This window comes from Reyranella sp., assembly GCF_044224635.1.
Taxonomy (GTDB): domain Bacteria; phylum Pseudomonadota; class Alphaproteobacteria; order Reyranellales; family Reyranellaceae; genus Reyranella.
Map to the genome: position 1 here is coordinate 1 of NZ_JBGAKA010000046.1, position 14,571 is coordinate 14,571.

Annotated in this window: 11 protein-coding genes; 10 read left to right on the forward strand and 1 reads right to left on the reverse strand. The window is 67.6% G+C overall.

Features of this window, described 5'->3' with window-relative positions; translation table 11 throughout:
* Nucleotides 1–17: 17 nt before the first annotated feature.
* From ACILR9_RS29530 to ACILR9_RS29550, 5 genes are all read left to right on the forward strand, one after another.
* Complete coding sequence (locus tag ACILR9_RS29530; protein WP_407075365.1) at nt 18–2,240, forward strand: ABC transporter permease; 2,223 nt, start codon at nt 18–20, stop codon at nt 2,238–2,240.
* Entirely contained in the window at nt 2,237–3,286 is a 1,050-nt protein-coding gene (locus ACILR9_RS29535) for an ABC transporter ATP-binding protein (protein WP_395713562.1), read from the forward strand. The genes ACILR9_RS29530 and ACILR9_RS29535 overlap by 4 nt, the downstream gene beginning before the upstream one ends.
* A 228-nt stretch (nt 3,287–3,514) precedes the next feature.
* The gene (locus ACILR9_RS29540) at nt 3,515–4,252 is read left to right on the forward strand and encodes a DUF2272 domain-containing protein (protein ID WP_395713563.1); all 738 of its coding nucleotides are present in this window, start codon (nt 3,515–3,517) and stop codon (nt 4,250–4,252) included.
* 13 nt (nt 4,253–4,265) lie between these two features.
* Nucleotides 4,266–5,855: a GMC family oxidoreductase gene (locus ACILR9_RS29545; protein ID WP_395713564.1), complete on the forward strand. Its 1,590-nt coding sequence runs from the start codon at nt 4,266–4,268 to the stop codon at nt 5,853–5,855.
* A 179-nt stretch (nt 5,856–6,034) separates the two neighbouring features.
* Nucleotides 6,035–7,186: an MFS transporter gene (locus ACILR9_RS29550; RefSeq protein ID WP_395713565.1), complete on the forward strand. Its 1,152-nt coding sequence runs from the start codon at nt 6,035–6,037 to the stop codon at nt 7,184–7,186.
* A gap of 210 nt (nt 7,187–7,396) precedes the next feature.
* Here ACILR9_RS29550 and ACILR9_RS29555 read toward each other — a convergent pair whose 3' ends face one another.
* Nucleotides 7,397–8,194 carry a DUF2272 domain-containing protein gene (locus ACILR9_RS29555; RefSeq protein WP_395713566.1) on the reverse strand — a complete coding sequence of 266 codons (798 nt, stop codon included), beginning with the start codon at nt 8,192–8,194 and terminating at the stop codon, nt 7,397–7,399.
* 62 nt (nt 8,195–8,256) lie between these two features.
* Between ACILR9_RS29555 and ACILR9_RS29560 the strand changes: the two genes are divergently transcribed.
* The 5 genes from ACILR9_RS29560 (at nt 8,257) to ACILR9_RS29580 (ending at nt 14,449) form a co-directional block, all read left to right on the forward strand.
* The gene (locus ACILR9_RS29560; protein ID WP_395713567.1) at nt 8,257–9,021 is read left to right on the forward strand and encodes a GNAT family N-acetyltransferase; all 765 of its coding nucleotides are present in this window, start codon (nt 8,257–8,259) and stop codon (nt 9,019–9,021) included.
* A 48-nt stretch (nt 9,022–9,069) separates the two neighbouring features.
* A complete protein-coding gene (locus tag ACILR9_RS29565) occupies nt 9,070–10,791 on the forward strand; it encodes a long-chain fatty acid--CoA ligase (RefSeq protein ID WP_395713568.1) in 1,722 nt (573 codons plus the stop codon).
* Between the two features lie 86 nt (nt 10,792–10,877).
* A complete protein-coding gene (locus ACILR9_RS29570; RefSeq protein ID WP_395713569.1) occupies nt 10,878–11,612 on the forward strand; it encodes a hypothetical protein in 735 nt (244 codons plus the stop codon).
* A gap of 13 nt (nt 11,613–11,625) precedes the next feature.
* Nucleotides 11,626–13,224: a gamma-glutamyltransferase family protein gene (locus ACILR9_RS29575; RefSeq protein WP_395713570.1), complete on the forward strand. Its 1,599-nt coding sequence runs from the start codon at nt 11,626–11,628 to the stop codon at nt 13,222–13,224.
* Between the two features lie 187 nt (nt 13,225–13,411).
* Entirely contained in the window at nt 13,412–14,449 is a 1,038-nt protein-coding gene (locus ACILR9_RS29580) for a hypothetical protein (RefSeq protein ID WP_395713571.1), read from the forward strand.
* The last annotated feature ends 122 nt before the right edge of the window (nt 14,450–14,571 follow it).

Genomic DNA, 14,571 nt, shown 5'->3' on the forward strand with positions numbered 1-14,571 from the left:
CCCGCCCGCTCAGATACATGAGCGGGCGGGACGCCCGCGGTCCAAAAGATCAGCGCGCGCCTCTGGCGTGGTCGCTCGCCGGGCTTCTCGCTGCCGTGCTGCTGCCCTGGTACGCGCTGCAGGAAGGCCTCGTCTCCGGTGTCTGGCTGTCAGGGCTGTGGTCGTCGGAAGACTACGCATCGGGCCTCGCCCAATTCGTAAGCCACGGCAAATGGTGGCTGGCGCCGGTGCTGGCCGCGCTCGTCGCCTGTACGGTGGTTTGCCTGGCCCCGCTGCCGCGCGAGCGCCGCGGAACGCTTCTCCTGATCGTCAGTGGCGCCGGCGTCGTCCTGTTTGCCGCCGGATCGTTGAGCATCGGGCTGCGCGGCTGGACGGCGGGCTGGCTCGTCGACCTGTTCGGCGAGCTCGACGCCCGGCAGGTCGGCGTCGGCGCCGGCGGCACGCTGGTGCTGATCGCCCTGTTGGCGCTGTTCGCCATCGCGCTGGCGTTGCGCGGCGCGTTCGGCGGCGACGCCTTCATCGCCGGCGCCGTCACGACGGTGGCCGCGTCGATCGTGCTGTTCACCGCCTGGCCGATCCTGCGCATCCTGGTGCAGGCCTTTCAGGACGGCGACGGCGTCTTCACCTCGGCCCTGCTGGTCGAGCGCCTCGCCACCGAGAAAATCTGGAGCCTGCGCTGCCTGGCCGGCGGCGGCCGCTGCGGCGTCGCCTGGAACACGCTGTTCCTGGCCCTCGCCTGCGGCGCCGGGACGACCGCGCTGGGGCTCGCCTTCGCCCTGATCGTCACCCGCACCGGCTTCGCCTGGAAGCGGACGCTGCGCGTGCTCACGGTGCTGCCCATCATCACGCCGCCGTTCGTCATCGGGCTGGCGCTGATCCTCGTGTTCGGCCGCTCCGGCCTGGTCAACCAGCTGCTCGAATGGTCGATGGGCGTGCCGCCGACGCGCTGGATCTACGGCTTCCAGGGCGTGTTCCTGGCCCAGCTCTTTGCCTTCACGCCGGTCGCCTTCCTCGTCCTGATCGGCGTCGTCGAAGGCGTCAGCCCGACCCTGGAGGAAGCGTCCCAGACGCTGCGCGCCGACCGTTGGGCCACCTTCGCCACGGTGTCGCTGCCGCTGATGCGGCCGGGACTCGCCAACGCCTTCCTCGTCGGCTTCATCGAAAGCATCGCCGATTTCGGCAACCCCATCGTGCTGGGCGGCGATTACGGCGTGCTGTCGACCGAGATCTACTTCGCCGTCGTCGGCGCGCAGCTCGATTACGGCCGCGCCGCGTCCCTCGCCCTGCTGCTGCTCGTCTTCGCGCTGTCCGCCTTCTTCCTGCAGCGCTGGGTCGTCGGCACGCGTTCCTACGCCACCATCTCCGGCAAGGGCGACTCAGGCCTGCCGACGCCGCTGCCGGACCGGGCGCGCCGCCTCGCCCAATGGATCGCGCTGCCGTGGGCCGCCCTCACCGTCCTGCTCTACGGCTTCGCTTTCATGGGCGGCCTGGTCAAGGTCTGGGGACGCGACTACACGCCGACGCTGGACCACTACGCCAAGGCCTTCGCCATCGAGCGCACCGCCGATGGCCTGATCTGGTCGGGCGCGGCGTGGAACTCGTTCTGGACGACCGTCCAGCTCGCCGCCATCGCCGCGCCGCTGACGGCGGCGCTCGGCCTGATCGCCGCCTGGCTGCTGGTGCGCCAGCGCTTCGCCGGCCGCACCGCCCTGGAATTCGCCACCATGCTGTCCTTCGCCGTGCCGGGCACGGTGATCGGCGTCGCCTACGTCTTCGCCTTCAACGTGCCGCCGATCGAGATCACCGGCACCGCGTTGATCATCGTGCTGTGCTTCGTGTTCCGGAACATGCCGGTCGGCGTGCGCGCCGGCATGGCGGCGATGAGCCAGATCGACCGCAGCCTCGACGAGGCCTCGCTCACCTTGCGCGGCCATTCGCTGGCGACCCTGGTCCATGTCGTGCTGCCGCTGCTGCGGCCCGCCATCGTGGGATCCCTGATCTACGGTTTCGTGCGCGCGGTGACGACGGTGAGCGCGGTGGTGTTCCTGGTAACGGCCGAGTACGAGCTCGCCACCACCTACATCATCCTGCGGGTCATCAACGGCGACTACGGTCTCGCCATCGCCTACAGCTGCGCCCTGATCGTGCTCATGCTGCTGGCGATCCTGCTGATCCAGGCGGTCGTCGGCGAACGACGCCTCGGCCGCCGCGCCGCACAGATGCAGGGAGGCCGGGCGTGAGCGTCGAGTTCCGCAGCATCGTCAAGCGCTACGGCGCGGTGACGGTCGTGTCCGACGTGAGCTTCACCGTCGAGACCGGCACCTTGGTCACGCTGCTGGGCCCGTCGGGCTGCGGCAAGACCACGACGCTGCGCATGATCGCCGGCCTCGAGCTGCCGACCGAAGGCCGCGTGCTGATCGCCAGACGCGACGTCACCAGCCTCAGCGCCACCGAGCGCGACGTCAGCATGGTGTTCCAGTCCTATGCCCTGTTCCCGCACATGAGCGTGCTCGAGAACGTGTGCTACGGCCTGCGCCGATCGGGCGTCGGCAAGGCCGAGGCAAACGACCGGGCGCGCGAGGGCCTGCGCCAGGTCGGGCTGGAAGAGCTCGGCCATCGCCAGCCGGCGGAGCTGTCGGGCGGCCAGCAGCAGCGGGTCGCGGTCGCGCGCGCCCTGGTGCTGAAGCCCTCGGTCCTGCTGTTCGACGAGCCCTTGAGCAACCTCGATGCCCGGCTGCGCCGCCAGATGCGCGAGGAGATCCGCGACCTGCAGCGCACGCTCGGCCTCACCGTCGTCTACGTCACGCACGACCAGCAGGAGGCGATGGCGGTGTCCGACCGCATCATCGTGATGAACGCCGGCCGCATCGAGCAGCAGGGCAGCCCGCGCCAGCTCTACGAGCGGCCGGCGACGCCCTTCCTCGCCCGCTTCATGGGCGAGTCGACGCCGGCGCGCGGCGTGGTCCGCCGTCTCGATGCAGCCCGGGCGCGCGTCCGGCTGGGCGACTGCGAGATCGACATCGCCGACAGCGACGCCCGCGACGGCGAGGCGACGGTGGCGATCCGCCCCGAAGCCATCAGCGTCGAGCGCGCGCCGGGTCCGGCGGGCACGCTGACCGGCGCGATCGCCAAGGCGAGCTATCTCGGCACGCACATGGAATACTCGATCGACACGGCTGCGGGTTCCCTGTTCGCCACCTGCCCGCGAGTCGAGCGGCCGCTCGCGGCCGGCGACAAGGTGGCGCTGCTGCTCAAACCGCAGGGTGTGATCGTCGTCGACCGTTGAGCCGCGACTCATTGCTGGGACCGCACCATTCCGATGGCGCTCATAGGATGCGTGATCGACAAGAAGAGCGCCATCGGAATGGCGCGGTCCCAGCGATGAGCGTGCTTCCTGTTGGCCGCTTCCCTCTCAAAGACAAGTTGTCATCCCGAGCGCAGCGAGGGACCTTTCGCCGGCGGATCACCCGGCACAATGCGTCCATTCTTTTCACACTTACTGAATCTGCCGGCGGTGCTCTTCCTGCTGATTCTTGCGCTATCGGCCTGCACGACGGCCCCGCTGCCAGCGCCCGCCAAAAGCGCCGCCGACCTGCCGGCCCTCAAGCCCTGCCCGACCTCCTCCTGGAAGCCCGAGGCGCCGCCACCCACGGCCTCCGCCAAGGTGTCGATGGTGCTGCTCGCGGTCGGCGAATGGGCGCGCTACGGCCGGCAGGTCGTCGTCTACGCATCCGATGCCCCGCCGCGCATCGTGCAGCTTGGGGTGAAGGAGAAAGACGCCCCCGACCGCATCCAGCAATACTGGGCCAGCGTCGGCCACCCCGAGCTGAGCGGCGCCGACGACGTCGCCTGGTCGGCGGCCTTCGTCTCGTGGGCGATCCAGAGCGCCGGCGTGCCGCGCGACCTGTTCTGCCCCGATCAGCGGCACACGATCTATGTCGAGCGCCTGGTCCTCAGGGCGCAGCAGCCGGGCGCCGCCCTGATGCCGCGCCGGCCGGACGAGCGGGCGCCGCAGGTCGGCGATCTGATCTGTGCGTCACGTGCCGGCAGCGGCACGACCCTGGACAATCTCAACCGCGGCGCCGGCCATTGCGACATCGTGGTCGAGGTGCTGCCTGGCGCGGTTGCCGCGATCGGCGGCAATGTCGGCGATTCGGTGAGCCGCAGCGTCTTTCCACTGGACGCCAATGGCTTTTTGTCGCCCATTTCCGGCCGACCCGTCTTCACCGTCATCGAGAACAGACTGCCCTAGGAAAGAGCGACGAATGTCCTGGCCGTACGACTACATCATCATCGGCGCCGGTTCGGCCGGCTGCACGATCGCCAACCGGCTGGCCGAAGACCAATCACTGCTCATCCTGGTCATCGAGGCCGGCCCGCCCGACAGCTCCTTCAAGCTCAAAATGCCGGCGGGCTTCGCCGCGCTCGGCGAGAAGTCGCCCTACAACTGGCGCTACGAGACGACGCCGCAGAGGCATTGCAACGATCGGCGCATGTACTGGCCGCGCGGCAAGACGCTGGGCGGTTCGTCGTCGATCAACGCCATGCTCTACGTCCGCGGCCATGCGTCCGACTACGATCACTGGCGCCAGCTCGACAATTTCGGCTGGGGCTACGACGACGTGCTGCCGTTCTTCAAGAAGGCGGAGAACAACGAACGCGGCGCCGACGATTTCCATGGCGTCGGCGGCCCGCTCAACGTCGCCAACCAGGCCGATCCCCTGAAGATCAACGAGGCGTTCCTCCAGGCCTGCGAACAGGCCGGCCACAAGCGCACTCCCGACTTCAACGGCGCCACCCAGGAAGGCGTCGGCTACTACCAGGTGACGCAGAAGAACCACGAGCGCTGGAGCACCGCCAGCGCCTACCTGCGGCCCGCCGTCGAACGCAACAAAGGCAATGTCCACGTCATCACCAATGCGCTGGTCGAGCGCATCATCCTCGACGGCACGCGCGCCATGGCGGTGCGCTACGTCGTCAACGGCCGTGACGAGGTCGCGCTCTGCAGGGGCGAGATCGTCCTGGCGGGCGGCGCCGTCAACTCGCCGCAGCTCCTGATGGTGTCGGGCATCGGCCCGGCCGACCACCTGAAGTCCGTCGGCATCAAGCCGTTGCACGACCTTCCGGGCGTCGGCGGCAATCTGCAGGACCATCTCGACGCCTCGCTGTTGCAGTTCTGCAAGACACGCGACACCTACGACACCGCCAACAAGCTGCTGTCGTTGTACCGCTACTGGAAGGACAAGAAGGGCCCCGGCACCTCCCCGATCGCCGAATCGGGCGGCTTCCTCAGCACGCGGCCGGGCCTCAGCGCGCCCGACATCCAGCTCCACTTCCTGCCCGCTCTTGTGGTCGATCACGGCCGCACGATGATGAAGAGGAACGGCTACAGCCTGCATGTCTGCACGCTGCGGCCCGAGAGCACCGGCACGATCCGGCTGCGCAGCAGCGATCCCAAGGAGCCTCCGCTGATCGATGCCAACTACCTGGCCGAGCGGCGCGACCTCGACACGCTGATCGCCGGCGTGAAGATGGGGCGCGAGATCTTCGCCCAGGCGGGTCTCGATCCCTATCGCGCCGACGAGTTCCAGCCCGGCTCGACGGTCAGGACCGACGCCGAGATCGAGCAATGGATCCGCGCCAAGAGCGAGACGATCTACCATCCGGTCGGCACCTGCAAGATGGGCCCCGACAACGACCCTATGGCGGTCGTCGATCATCGCTGCCGCGTGCGCGGCCTGCAGGGTCTGCGCGTCGTCGACGCCTCGATCATGCCCACGCTGGTCGGCGGCAACACCAACGCGCCCACCATCATGATCGCCGAGCGCGTCGCCGCCTTCATGCAGGAGCCCTGACGCCGTGAACGACCACGGCATCTTCGCCCGGCTCGTGACATCGACGTCGGGCTGCTGAGCAGCACCGAGCGGGTTCATCCTTTTCCGGACCGCAAGCGTCTCGCTCGCGGTCCGGAAGACTCCGAATCCGCATACTTTATCCGTAGGCCTCGGGCCCATCCCTCGTTACGGTCCGCGCCATGACCACGTCGTGGCGACAGATCGGCCTGCTTTACGCGATTGGCGTCGTGGCGGCGGGGCAGCTCGGCGTCGTGCCGCCTCTGGTCACCGCCTTGCAGCGCGATCTCGAGCTGTCGCTGACCGGCGCCGGAATCGCCGTGTCGGCGATCACGCTGGTAGGCGCTGTGCTCGGCCTGCCGGCCGGCGGCTGGAGCGAGCGGATCGGCCATGTCCGCGCCTTGCGCCTGGGCCTTGCCGTCATGGGCATCGCGGCAGTGATGTGCGGGCTCGCAAGCGACGGAACCGTGCTGCTCGCAGCGCGCTGCCTCGCAGGTGCCGGCTATCTGCTGGTCGTGGTCGCAGCCCCCTCGCTGATGGCCGCGGCGTCCGCACCGCGCCATCAGTCGCTCGCGCTTTCGGTCTGGGGCACCTTCGTCCCCACCGGCATCGCGCTGGCCGGCCTGGCGACGGCCGTACTGGCCGACCGCGTCGGCTGGCGCACGATCTTCCTCGCCGACGCGGTGCTGCTGGCCGGCGGGTTGGGCGTCACGGCACTCATGCCGCGCCAAGCCTCGGCACCGGCGAGTAGCGGCACCCGTCCGGCATCACCCGCCAGCGTCCCGATCAGGGCGGCACCGCTCGCCCTCGCCTTCTTCTGTTTCGCGCTTCTCTTCCTCGCGCTCGCCGGGCTGTTGCCGGCATACCTCGTCGATATGCGTGGCCTGCCGACCTCCGAGGCCGGTCAGTTCGTCGCCATCGCCACGTCGCTCGGCATCCTCGGCAGTCTGGCGACCGGCTGGACGATGCAAAGGGGCACCTCGCCCGGCCGCCTGATCGTCGCTGGCACCGCCGCCTCGACCGCGCTGGCCGCGCTTGGCCTCTTCATCCATGTTCCGGTACACGCGGCCATCGCCTGCTTCGCCTTGTCGTTTGCCGTCGGCGGCCTGGTGCCGGCAGCGGTGTTCGCGTCCGTGCCGCTGGTTGCCCCCGAGCCGCGCGTCATCGGCCCGATCAACGGGCTGGTGGCGCAGACGGGCAGCCTGGGATCGCTCGCCGGGCCACCCGTGCTCGCGCTGTGGGTCGAGCAATTCGGCTGGACCAGCGCGGCGACGCCGCTGCTCGCCGTCGCCGCCCTGGGCATCGGATGCGCGCTTGCCGTGCGGAGAGCGTGACGCAAGTCATCGTCTTCGACCGTTAGTGACTTCTTCTTGAGTCGTCCTGGGCAAGGCGCGGTTTACCGCGCCGCAAGCGAAGGACCTCATCGCCGTCAGCCACAAGTGCGCTCTGAAACTTCTGGCGATGAGCTCCTTCGCTTCGCTCAGGATGACAGAAAAGGCGTAGGGCTTAACTCAACGTGAGCCGATCAGGCTCCATGAGAGAGGCTACACCCGCTTCTCGACCACCATCATCCAGGTCTTCCCGGAGACCGGCGCCAGACGGCCCCGCGAATCGACGGGATAGAGGCTCATGGTCACGCTGTTCTTCACGTTGCCGCCGATCGCGTGGGCGTAGCCGCCGCGCACGTCGGTGACGACGTCGCAATGGCTCGCCGTCGAGTCGATGCGCCGTTTGGCGGCACGCGGGTCGGCGTTGCGCCAGGTCGTGCCCGCCGTGCCGGTGCACACGAGATCGCCAGGTTTGGGGGAATATTCGTTCGGCGTGTGCAGCACGAACGGGGCGCGGCCACCGCGCTGGCCACGATCATACAGCGCCGCGAGATAGCCGCCGTGCCGGCCGTCACGCGGGAACTCGGCGGCGCTCACGCCCGACTGGCTCATCACCCAGGTCACGAACGCACCCGACCACGGCTTGCTCGAGGTGCGGCCGTTCCAATCAGGGTGTCCGCAGATTCCCCAGTAGTCGCCGATCTTGCTGGCCAGCGGCTCATTGCGCTCGGTGACCCCGGCGCGGTTCAGGTAGCCATTGCCATGGCCGCCATAAACGATCGTCGAGCGACCGAATTTGGTCCACTCCCGCCACGCCGTGTAGGCGACGCGGTCGGACGGCGGCCTGTCGGCATAGCCATGCCGCTCGGCGCTACCGCAAGCCGACAGCAGCAGCGGAAGAAGGGCGATGAGAAGGAATGCTGGCAGCCACTTGCTTGGGGCGCGGGAGGAGCGCGTTGACAGCGGCTGCCAGCAAACACGAACATCGACGGAGGGGAGCCGAAATTCATGCATAACTTACAGGAGGGGAAATAAACACTTGTTATTAATTGGCTTTTAATTATCACACTGGGCGCATGTTGTCACGGTCAATCGACTTCGCGGAAATCCGCCGGCTCGAAGCCCTTGCCTGGCGCGGCTGGCCGGCCCTGGAAACCCTCGACCGCGCCGGCTGGCGCCTTCGCTTTTCCGGCGGATACACGAAAAGAGCCAATTCAATCAATGCCTTGGGAGAAACGTCGGACTTCTCCGAAGAAATCGCCTCTAGGCTCGAAGCCCCCTATCGGGAGCGCGGTCTAGGCATTGTCTGGCGTCTCACGCCGCTCGCGCCGCCGGAGGCAGGCGCGCTTCTGTCTGACCGGCGCTACCGGGCCATCGAGCGCAGCCTGGTCCAGCGCTGCCCGCTGCGACCCGGTCTGGCAGCAGCCGATCGGCAGGTCCAGATCCTGGCGCACCCTTCACCGGCCTGGATCGAGGCCTTCAGCCGGTACAGCCCAGTACGGCCCGAGCACCGTCCGGTCATGCAGCGCATGCTGTCGGCGATCGTCGCGCCGGTCGGCTTCGCCTTCGTCGTCGAGGACGGCCAGCCGATGGCCATGGCCATCGGCGCGGTCGAGGGCGATCACATGGGGCTGTTCGATGTCCTGGTGATGCCGCACGCGCGCCGCCGCGGGCTGGCCCGCCGCGTCACCGAGAGCCTGTACGCCTGGGCATGGCAGCACGGCGCCCGCTTCGCCTGGCTGCAGGTCGTCACGACCAACGACGCCGCATTGCCGCTCTATGGCGCGCAGGGTTTCCGCACGCTGTACGAGTACGAATATCGAATCCCGCCGTCGCCTTGACCGCCCGCCGGCCACCCTCAATAGTCGTAAGAGGGAGGGACCAGAAGAATGGCCAACTATCCGTGGGAAAAGAGCTATCCACCGGGCGTGAAGTGGGAGCTCGAGATCCCGAGGAAGCCACTGCACCAGATCTTCGAGGAAAGCTGCGCCCAGTTCGGCGACCGGCCGTTCACCGACTTCCTCGACAAGGTGATGAGCTTCCGCGACTACAAGGAAGCATCGGACAAGGCCGCGGCCGGCTTCCAGAAGCTCGGCGTCAAGCCGGGCGTCAATGTCGGGCTCTACCTCCCCAACACGCCGCACTACCTCATCGCCTTCTTCGGCGTGCTCAAGGCGGGTGGTCGCGTCGTCAACTACAGCCCGCTCGACGCCGCCCGCGAGCTCGAGTTCAAGATCGGCGATTCGGAGACCGACATCCTGGTGACGCTCGACGTCGCCGCGCTCTACCCCAAGATGGCAGGGATGCGCGGCAAGACGCGGCTCAAGAAGCTGATCGTGGGCTCGATCGCCGACTACCTGCCGTGGCCCAAGAGCTGGCTCTACCCGATCGCCAAGAAGAAGGAGCTGTCGCCCTGGCCGCGCGACGACTGGCACATGTCGTTCAAGGACCTGCTGGCCAACGACGGCAACTACCGGGCCCATCCGGTCGGCGAGAACCTGTGGGACGAGGTGGCGCTGCTGCAATACACCGGCGGCACCACCGGCCTGCCCAAGGCCGCGATGCTGACGCACGGCTGCATCATCGCCGCCATGTCGCAGGGCCAGGCCTGGACCACGCCCTACACCACGCCGGGGACCGAGAAGGTGGTCTGCGTGCTGCCGCTGTTCCACATCTACGCGCTGTCGGGAATCATGCTGGGGGCGGTGCGCAACGGCAACCAGCTCATCCTCTACCCGCGGCCCGACATCGACATGATCGTCAGCGATCTGGCGAAGAAGAAGCCGACCTTCCTGCCCGGCGTGCCGACGCTCTACACCGCCATCAACAAGCATCCCAAGGCGCAGGGGCTCGACCTGAAGTCGCTCAAGATCTGCATGTCGGGCGGCGCGCCGCTGCCGGTCGAGGTGCAGCAGAGCTTCGAGAAGCTGACCGGCGCCACCCTGATCGAAGGCTACGGTCTCACCGAGACGTCGCCGACCGGCGCGATCTGCCCGGTCGACAAGAGCGTGCGCCGCGTCGGATCGTGCGGCGTGCCGATGCCCGGCACGATCATCGAGATCCGCGACATGGAGAACGGCGACAAGGTGCTGCCGGCCGGCAAGGAGAATGTCGGCGAGGTCTGCATCATCGGCCCGCAGGTCATGAAGGGCTACTGGAAGAAGCAGGAGGAGACCGACAAGGTCCTGTTCAGCCATCCGGCGAGCAACTGGAAGGGCCTGCGCACCGGCGACATGGGCTACATGGACGCCGACGGCTGGCTGTTCCTGGTCGACCGTTCGAAGGACCTGATCATCTCATCAGGCTACAACGTCTATCCGCGCATGATCGAGGAGGCGGTCTACGAGCACCCGGCGGTCGACGAATGCATCGTGATCGGCATCCCCGATCCCTATCGCCAGGAGGCGCCCAAGGTGTTCGTCAAGCTGAAGCCCGGCGCCTCGCTCACCTTCGACGAGCTGAAGAAGCATCTCGACGGCAAGATCGGCAAGCACGAGATGCCGGTCGCCCTCGAGGTGCGGGCGGAGTTGCCCAAGACGCCGGTCGGCAAGCTCTCCAAGAAGGAGCTCAAGGAGGAAGAGCGCGCCAAGGCCCAGGCCAAGGCGGCATGATTTATGTTCTTCCGGGCCGCGGGCGTCCCGCCCGCTCGGGGCTCATGGGTAGGCGGGACGCCCGCGGTCCGGAAGAAACAAGGACATTGGGCACAGCGATCGATACGGCATGGCTGTCATCCCGAGCGCAGCGAGGAACCCTTGAGGCTCCAATAAAGGTCCCTCGCTGCGCTCAGGATGACAGAGGTGTCGTCAGAACCGGCGCACGCATTCCGTCACAGACCCTGAGCCGCCGCACCGCGCTCGTCCTCGCCCCTGCGTCCCTCCTCTTCACCGGCGGCTGCCTCGACCAGCCGTGCGAGGAGCGCAATCCGGCACAGAAGGCGTTTCTCGATGCCGTGCGCGGCGTGACCAAGCCGGCGCTGGCGTCGAACAATCCGCTGCAGATCGAGGAAGCGGACAAGCAGTGCGTTGCGCTGTCGGAGCAGGTCGGCGCGTTCTCCGACTGGTGTGGCGTGCTGGGCAGGATCGAGGGCAATGCCCAGGCTGTCGCCGTCACGATCCAGATCGGCCGCCAAGTTTCGCTCTACGCCTTCAACGACCGGACGCTCGCCTTCGCCGGCTCGATTGCCGACTTCTTCTCGACACGATCGCGCGAACCGCCGCCGCCGGGCCTTTCCGATCCGGCTATCGCGGCGCTAAAAACCCTTCGTCTCGGTGAACGCGTGTCGCTGTCGGGACGGATGGGGGAGATTGCCGGCGCCGGCATGTTCGACATGTCGCGGCTGTTCGGCAAGAGCGATGCCGAGCATCGCGAGTTTCTGCAGGCGCCGCGCCTTCTCGCCCGCATCGAGGCCATCGCGGCCGCAAAGAGGAAGTAGAAAGGATCTCCAGGTGCCGACCTTTTCGTACGATTTTCCCTACGCGTCCAAGAAACTGCCGATCTTCGCCGAGAACGTCGTCGCCTCCTCACAGCACCTCGCCGCCACGGCCGGGCTGCGCATGCTGGCGCGCGGCGGCAACGCCGTCGACGCCGCGGTCGCCGCCGCCATCGCCATCACCGTGGTCGAGCCGACCAACAACGGCATCGGCGCCGACGCCTTCTGCATCCTGTGGGACGGCAGCAAGCTCGTCGGCCTCAACGCCTCGGGCCATTCGCCGGCGCTGATGACGCCCGACCAGTATGCCTGCAACTCGGCCATGCCTTCGGTCGGCTGGAAGAGCGTGTCGACGCCGGGCGCGGTCTCGCTGTGGATGGAGCTGCACGGACGTTACGGCAAGCTGCCCTTCGCCGACCTGTTCGAGCCGGCGATCAAGTACGCCCATGACGGCTTTCGCGTGTCCTACATGGTGTCGCGCCAGTGGGATCGCGGGATCGATCGGCTGAAGGGCCAGGAGAGCTGGGTCAAGGCATTCCTGCCCAGCGGCCGCGCCCCCAAGGCGGGCGAGATCTGGAAATTTCCCGACCAGGCCAGGACGCTCGCCAAGATCGCCGAAAGCAAAGGCGCGGCGTTCTATCACGGCGAGCTTGCCGAGGCGATGGACCGCTATGCGCGCGAGACCGGCGGCGCGCTGCGCAAGGAGGATCTCGCCGACCACAAGCCCGACTGGGTCGACCCCATCGGCCTCACCTATCGCGGCACGACGCTGCACGAGATCCCGCCGTCGGGCCAGGGCATCGCCGCCTGCATGGCGCTCGGCATTCTCGAGAATTTCGATCTCGCCGGCCACGATTGCGACGGGCCGGAGGTGGCGCATCTCAAGATCGAGGCGATGAAGCTCGCCTTCGCCGACATCTGGCGCTACGTCGCCGACCCGCGGCACATGGACGTGACGCCGGCCGAGCTGCTCGACAAGCACTACCTCAAGAGCCGAGCCAGGCTGATCGATCCGAAGAAAGCCAAGGAATTCGGTCCCGGGGTCCCCAAGCACGGCAGCACGATCTATCTCGGCACCGCCGACGCGTCGGGCATGATGGTGTCGCTGATCCAGTCGAACTACACCGGCTTCGGCTCCGGCATCGTCGTGCCGGGCACCGGCATTGCCTTGCAGAATCGCGCCACCGGGTTCGTCACCACGCCGGGCCATCCCAACCATGTCGGGCCGAGGAAGCGGCCGTTCCACACCATCATCCCCGCCTTCATCACCAAGGACGGCAGGCCGGTGGCGACCTTCGGCCTGATGGGCGGCGCCATGCAGCCGCAGGGCCACATGCAGGTGTTCTCGCGCATCGTCGATTACGGCCAGAACCCGCAGGCCGCGATCGACGGCCCGCGCTGGCGCGTGCACGAAACCGACAAGTCGATCTGGGCCGAGGAGCACATGCCGTCGGCCACGCTCGAAGGGCTCGAGGCGCGCGGCCACAAGGTGACGCGCACCAAGTCGCCGAGCTTCGATTTCGGCTCGAGCCAGATCATCTGGCGCTTCCCCGAGGGCGGCCCCTATCTCGGCGCCTCCGAAAGCCGGCGCGACGGCGCCGCGGTCGGATTCTAACTCTTGTTCTCCTCCCCAGCTTTGCTGGGGAGGTGTCGCGTCATACGCGACGGAGGGGTCATGAGCCACATCGGTCACATATCTCACCTATCATGAGTCTCATGGCCCATGACCCCTCCGTCGCCGTAAGACGGCGACACCTCCCCAACTTCGTTGGGGAGGAGAATGATCATGAGGCTGCGCCATCATGACCATCGTCGCCATCGCCAACGGCGGCTTCACGCTGAATGGCGTGCCGACCTACGCAGGCCGCAGCTGGAAAGGTCATCGCATCGAGGGCATGCTGTTCAACAGCCGCATGGCCAACGCCATCGCCGACGACGAGAACCCGTCGACGCGCGGCGCCTGGGCCTATGCCGACGGCGACTGGGACGCCGAGCGCAGCACGCGCGAGTTCGTCGCCGCCCTGCCCGCCTACCGCGCGCATGGCCTGCTCGCGGTGTGCCTCAACCTGTCGGGCGGCAGCCCGCAGGGCTATTCCTGGCACCAGCCATGGAAGATCTGCGGTTTCACGCCCGACGGCGCGATCAAGCCCGCCTGGGCAGCGCGTCTCGCCTCGGTGATCGAGGCCTGCGATCGCCTCGGCATGGTCGTGATCCTGGGCCTGTTCTACGGCAAGCAGAGCGGCACCTTCGCCAGCGAAGCGACTGTCAAGGCGGCGGTCACCAACACGGTCGATTGGCTGCTGGCGCGCGGCGCCACCAACGTCCTGCTCGAGATCGGCAACGAGGTCGATCTCAGGGGCGTATGGGCGCACGACATCATCGCCGCCGGCCGCTGCCATGAGCTGATCACGCTGGCCCAGCAGCGCAGCCAGGGCAACCTGCTGGTCAGCACCAGCCTGATCGCGCGCGACGCGCCATCGGCCGCGATCCTCGCCGCGGCCGATTTCCTGCTGCCGCACGGCAACGGCATCTTTGGACCCGACGGGCCGATGCAGCCGAGCCCGCACGGCATCCGCCTGCAGGTCAAGAGCTGGCAGGCCGGATCGGGCTATCGCGGGCAGCCGATCGTCTACAACGAGGACGACCATTTCGAGTTCGACAAGCCCGACAATCACTTCGTCGCCGCGGTCGAGAGCGGCGCCAGCTGGGGCTTCTTCGACTATCGACGCATCCGCGAACGCTTCGAGGACGGTTTCCAGTCGCTGCCCGTCGACTGGACGATCTCGTCGGCGCGCAAGCGCGGCTTCTTCGGACTGCTGAAGGAGATCACCGGCGGCTAGATCGGTCAGGCACTGCGTGCGCTGCGCTCAGGGCTGGGACCGCGCCACTCCCGTGACGCTCATGGGATGCGTGATCAACAGGAAGAGCGCCACGGGAGTGGCGCGGTCCCAGCGCATGATGC

Bases quoted from the DNA above. Each gene is read 5' to 3' on its own strand.
- ACILR9_RS29555 (WP_395713566.1), bottom strand. From the start codon at position 8,194: ATGCATGAATTTCGGCTCCCCTCCGTCGATGTTCGTGTTTGCTGGCAG.
- ACILR9_RS29530 (WP_407075365.1), top strand. From the start codon at position 18: ATGAGCGGGCGGGACGCCCGCGGTCCAAAAGATCAGCGCGCGCCTCTG.
- ACILR9_RS29550 (WP_395713565.1), top strand. From the start codon at position 6,035: ATGACCACGTCGTGGCGACAGATCGGCCTGCTTTACGCGATTGGCGTC.
- ACILR9_RS29560 (WP_395713567.1), top strand. From the start codon at position 8,257: ATGTTGTCACGGTCAATCGACTTCGCGGAAATCCGCCGGCTCGAAGCC.
- ACILR9_RS29580 (WP_395713571.1), top strand. From the start codon at position 13,412: ATGACCATCGTCGCCATCGCCAACGGCGGCTTCACGCTGAATGGCGTG.
- ACILR9_RS29545 (WP_395713564.1), top strand. From the start codon at position 4,266: ATGTCCTGGCCGTACGACTACATCATCATCGGCGCCGGTTCGGCCGGC.
- ACILR9_RS29565 (WP_395713568.1), top strand. From the start codon at position 9,070: ATGGCCAACTATCCGTGGGAAAAGAGCTATCCACCGGGCGTGAAGTGG.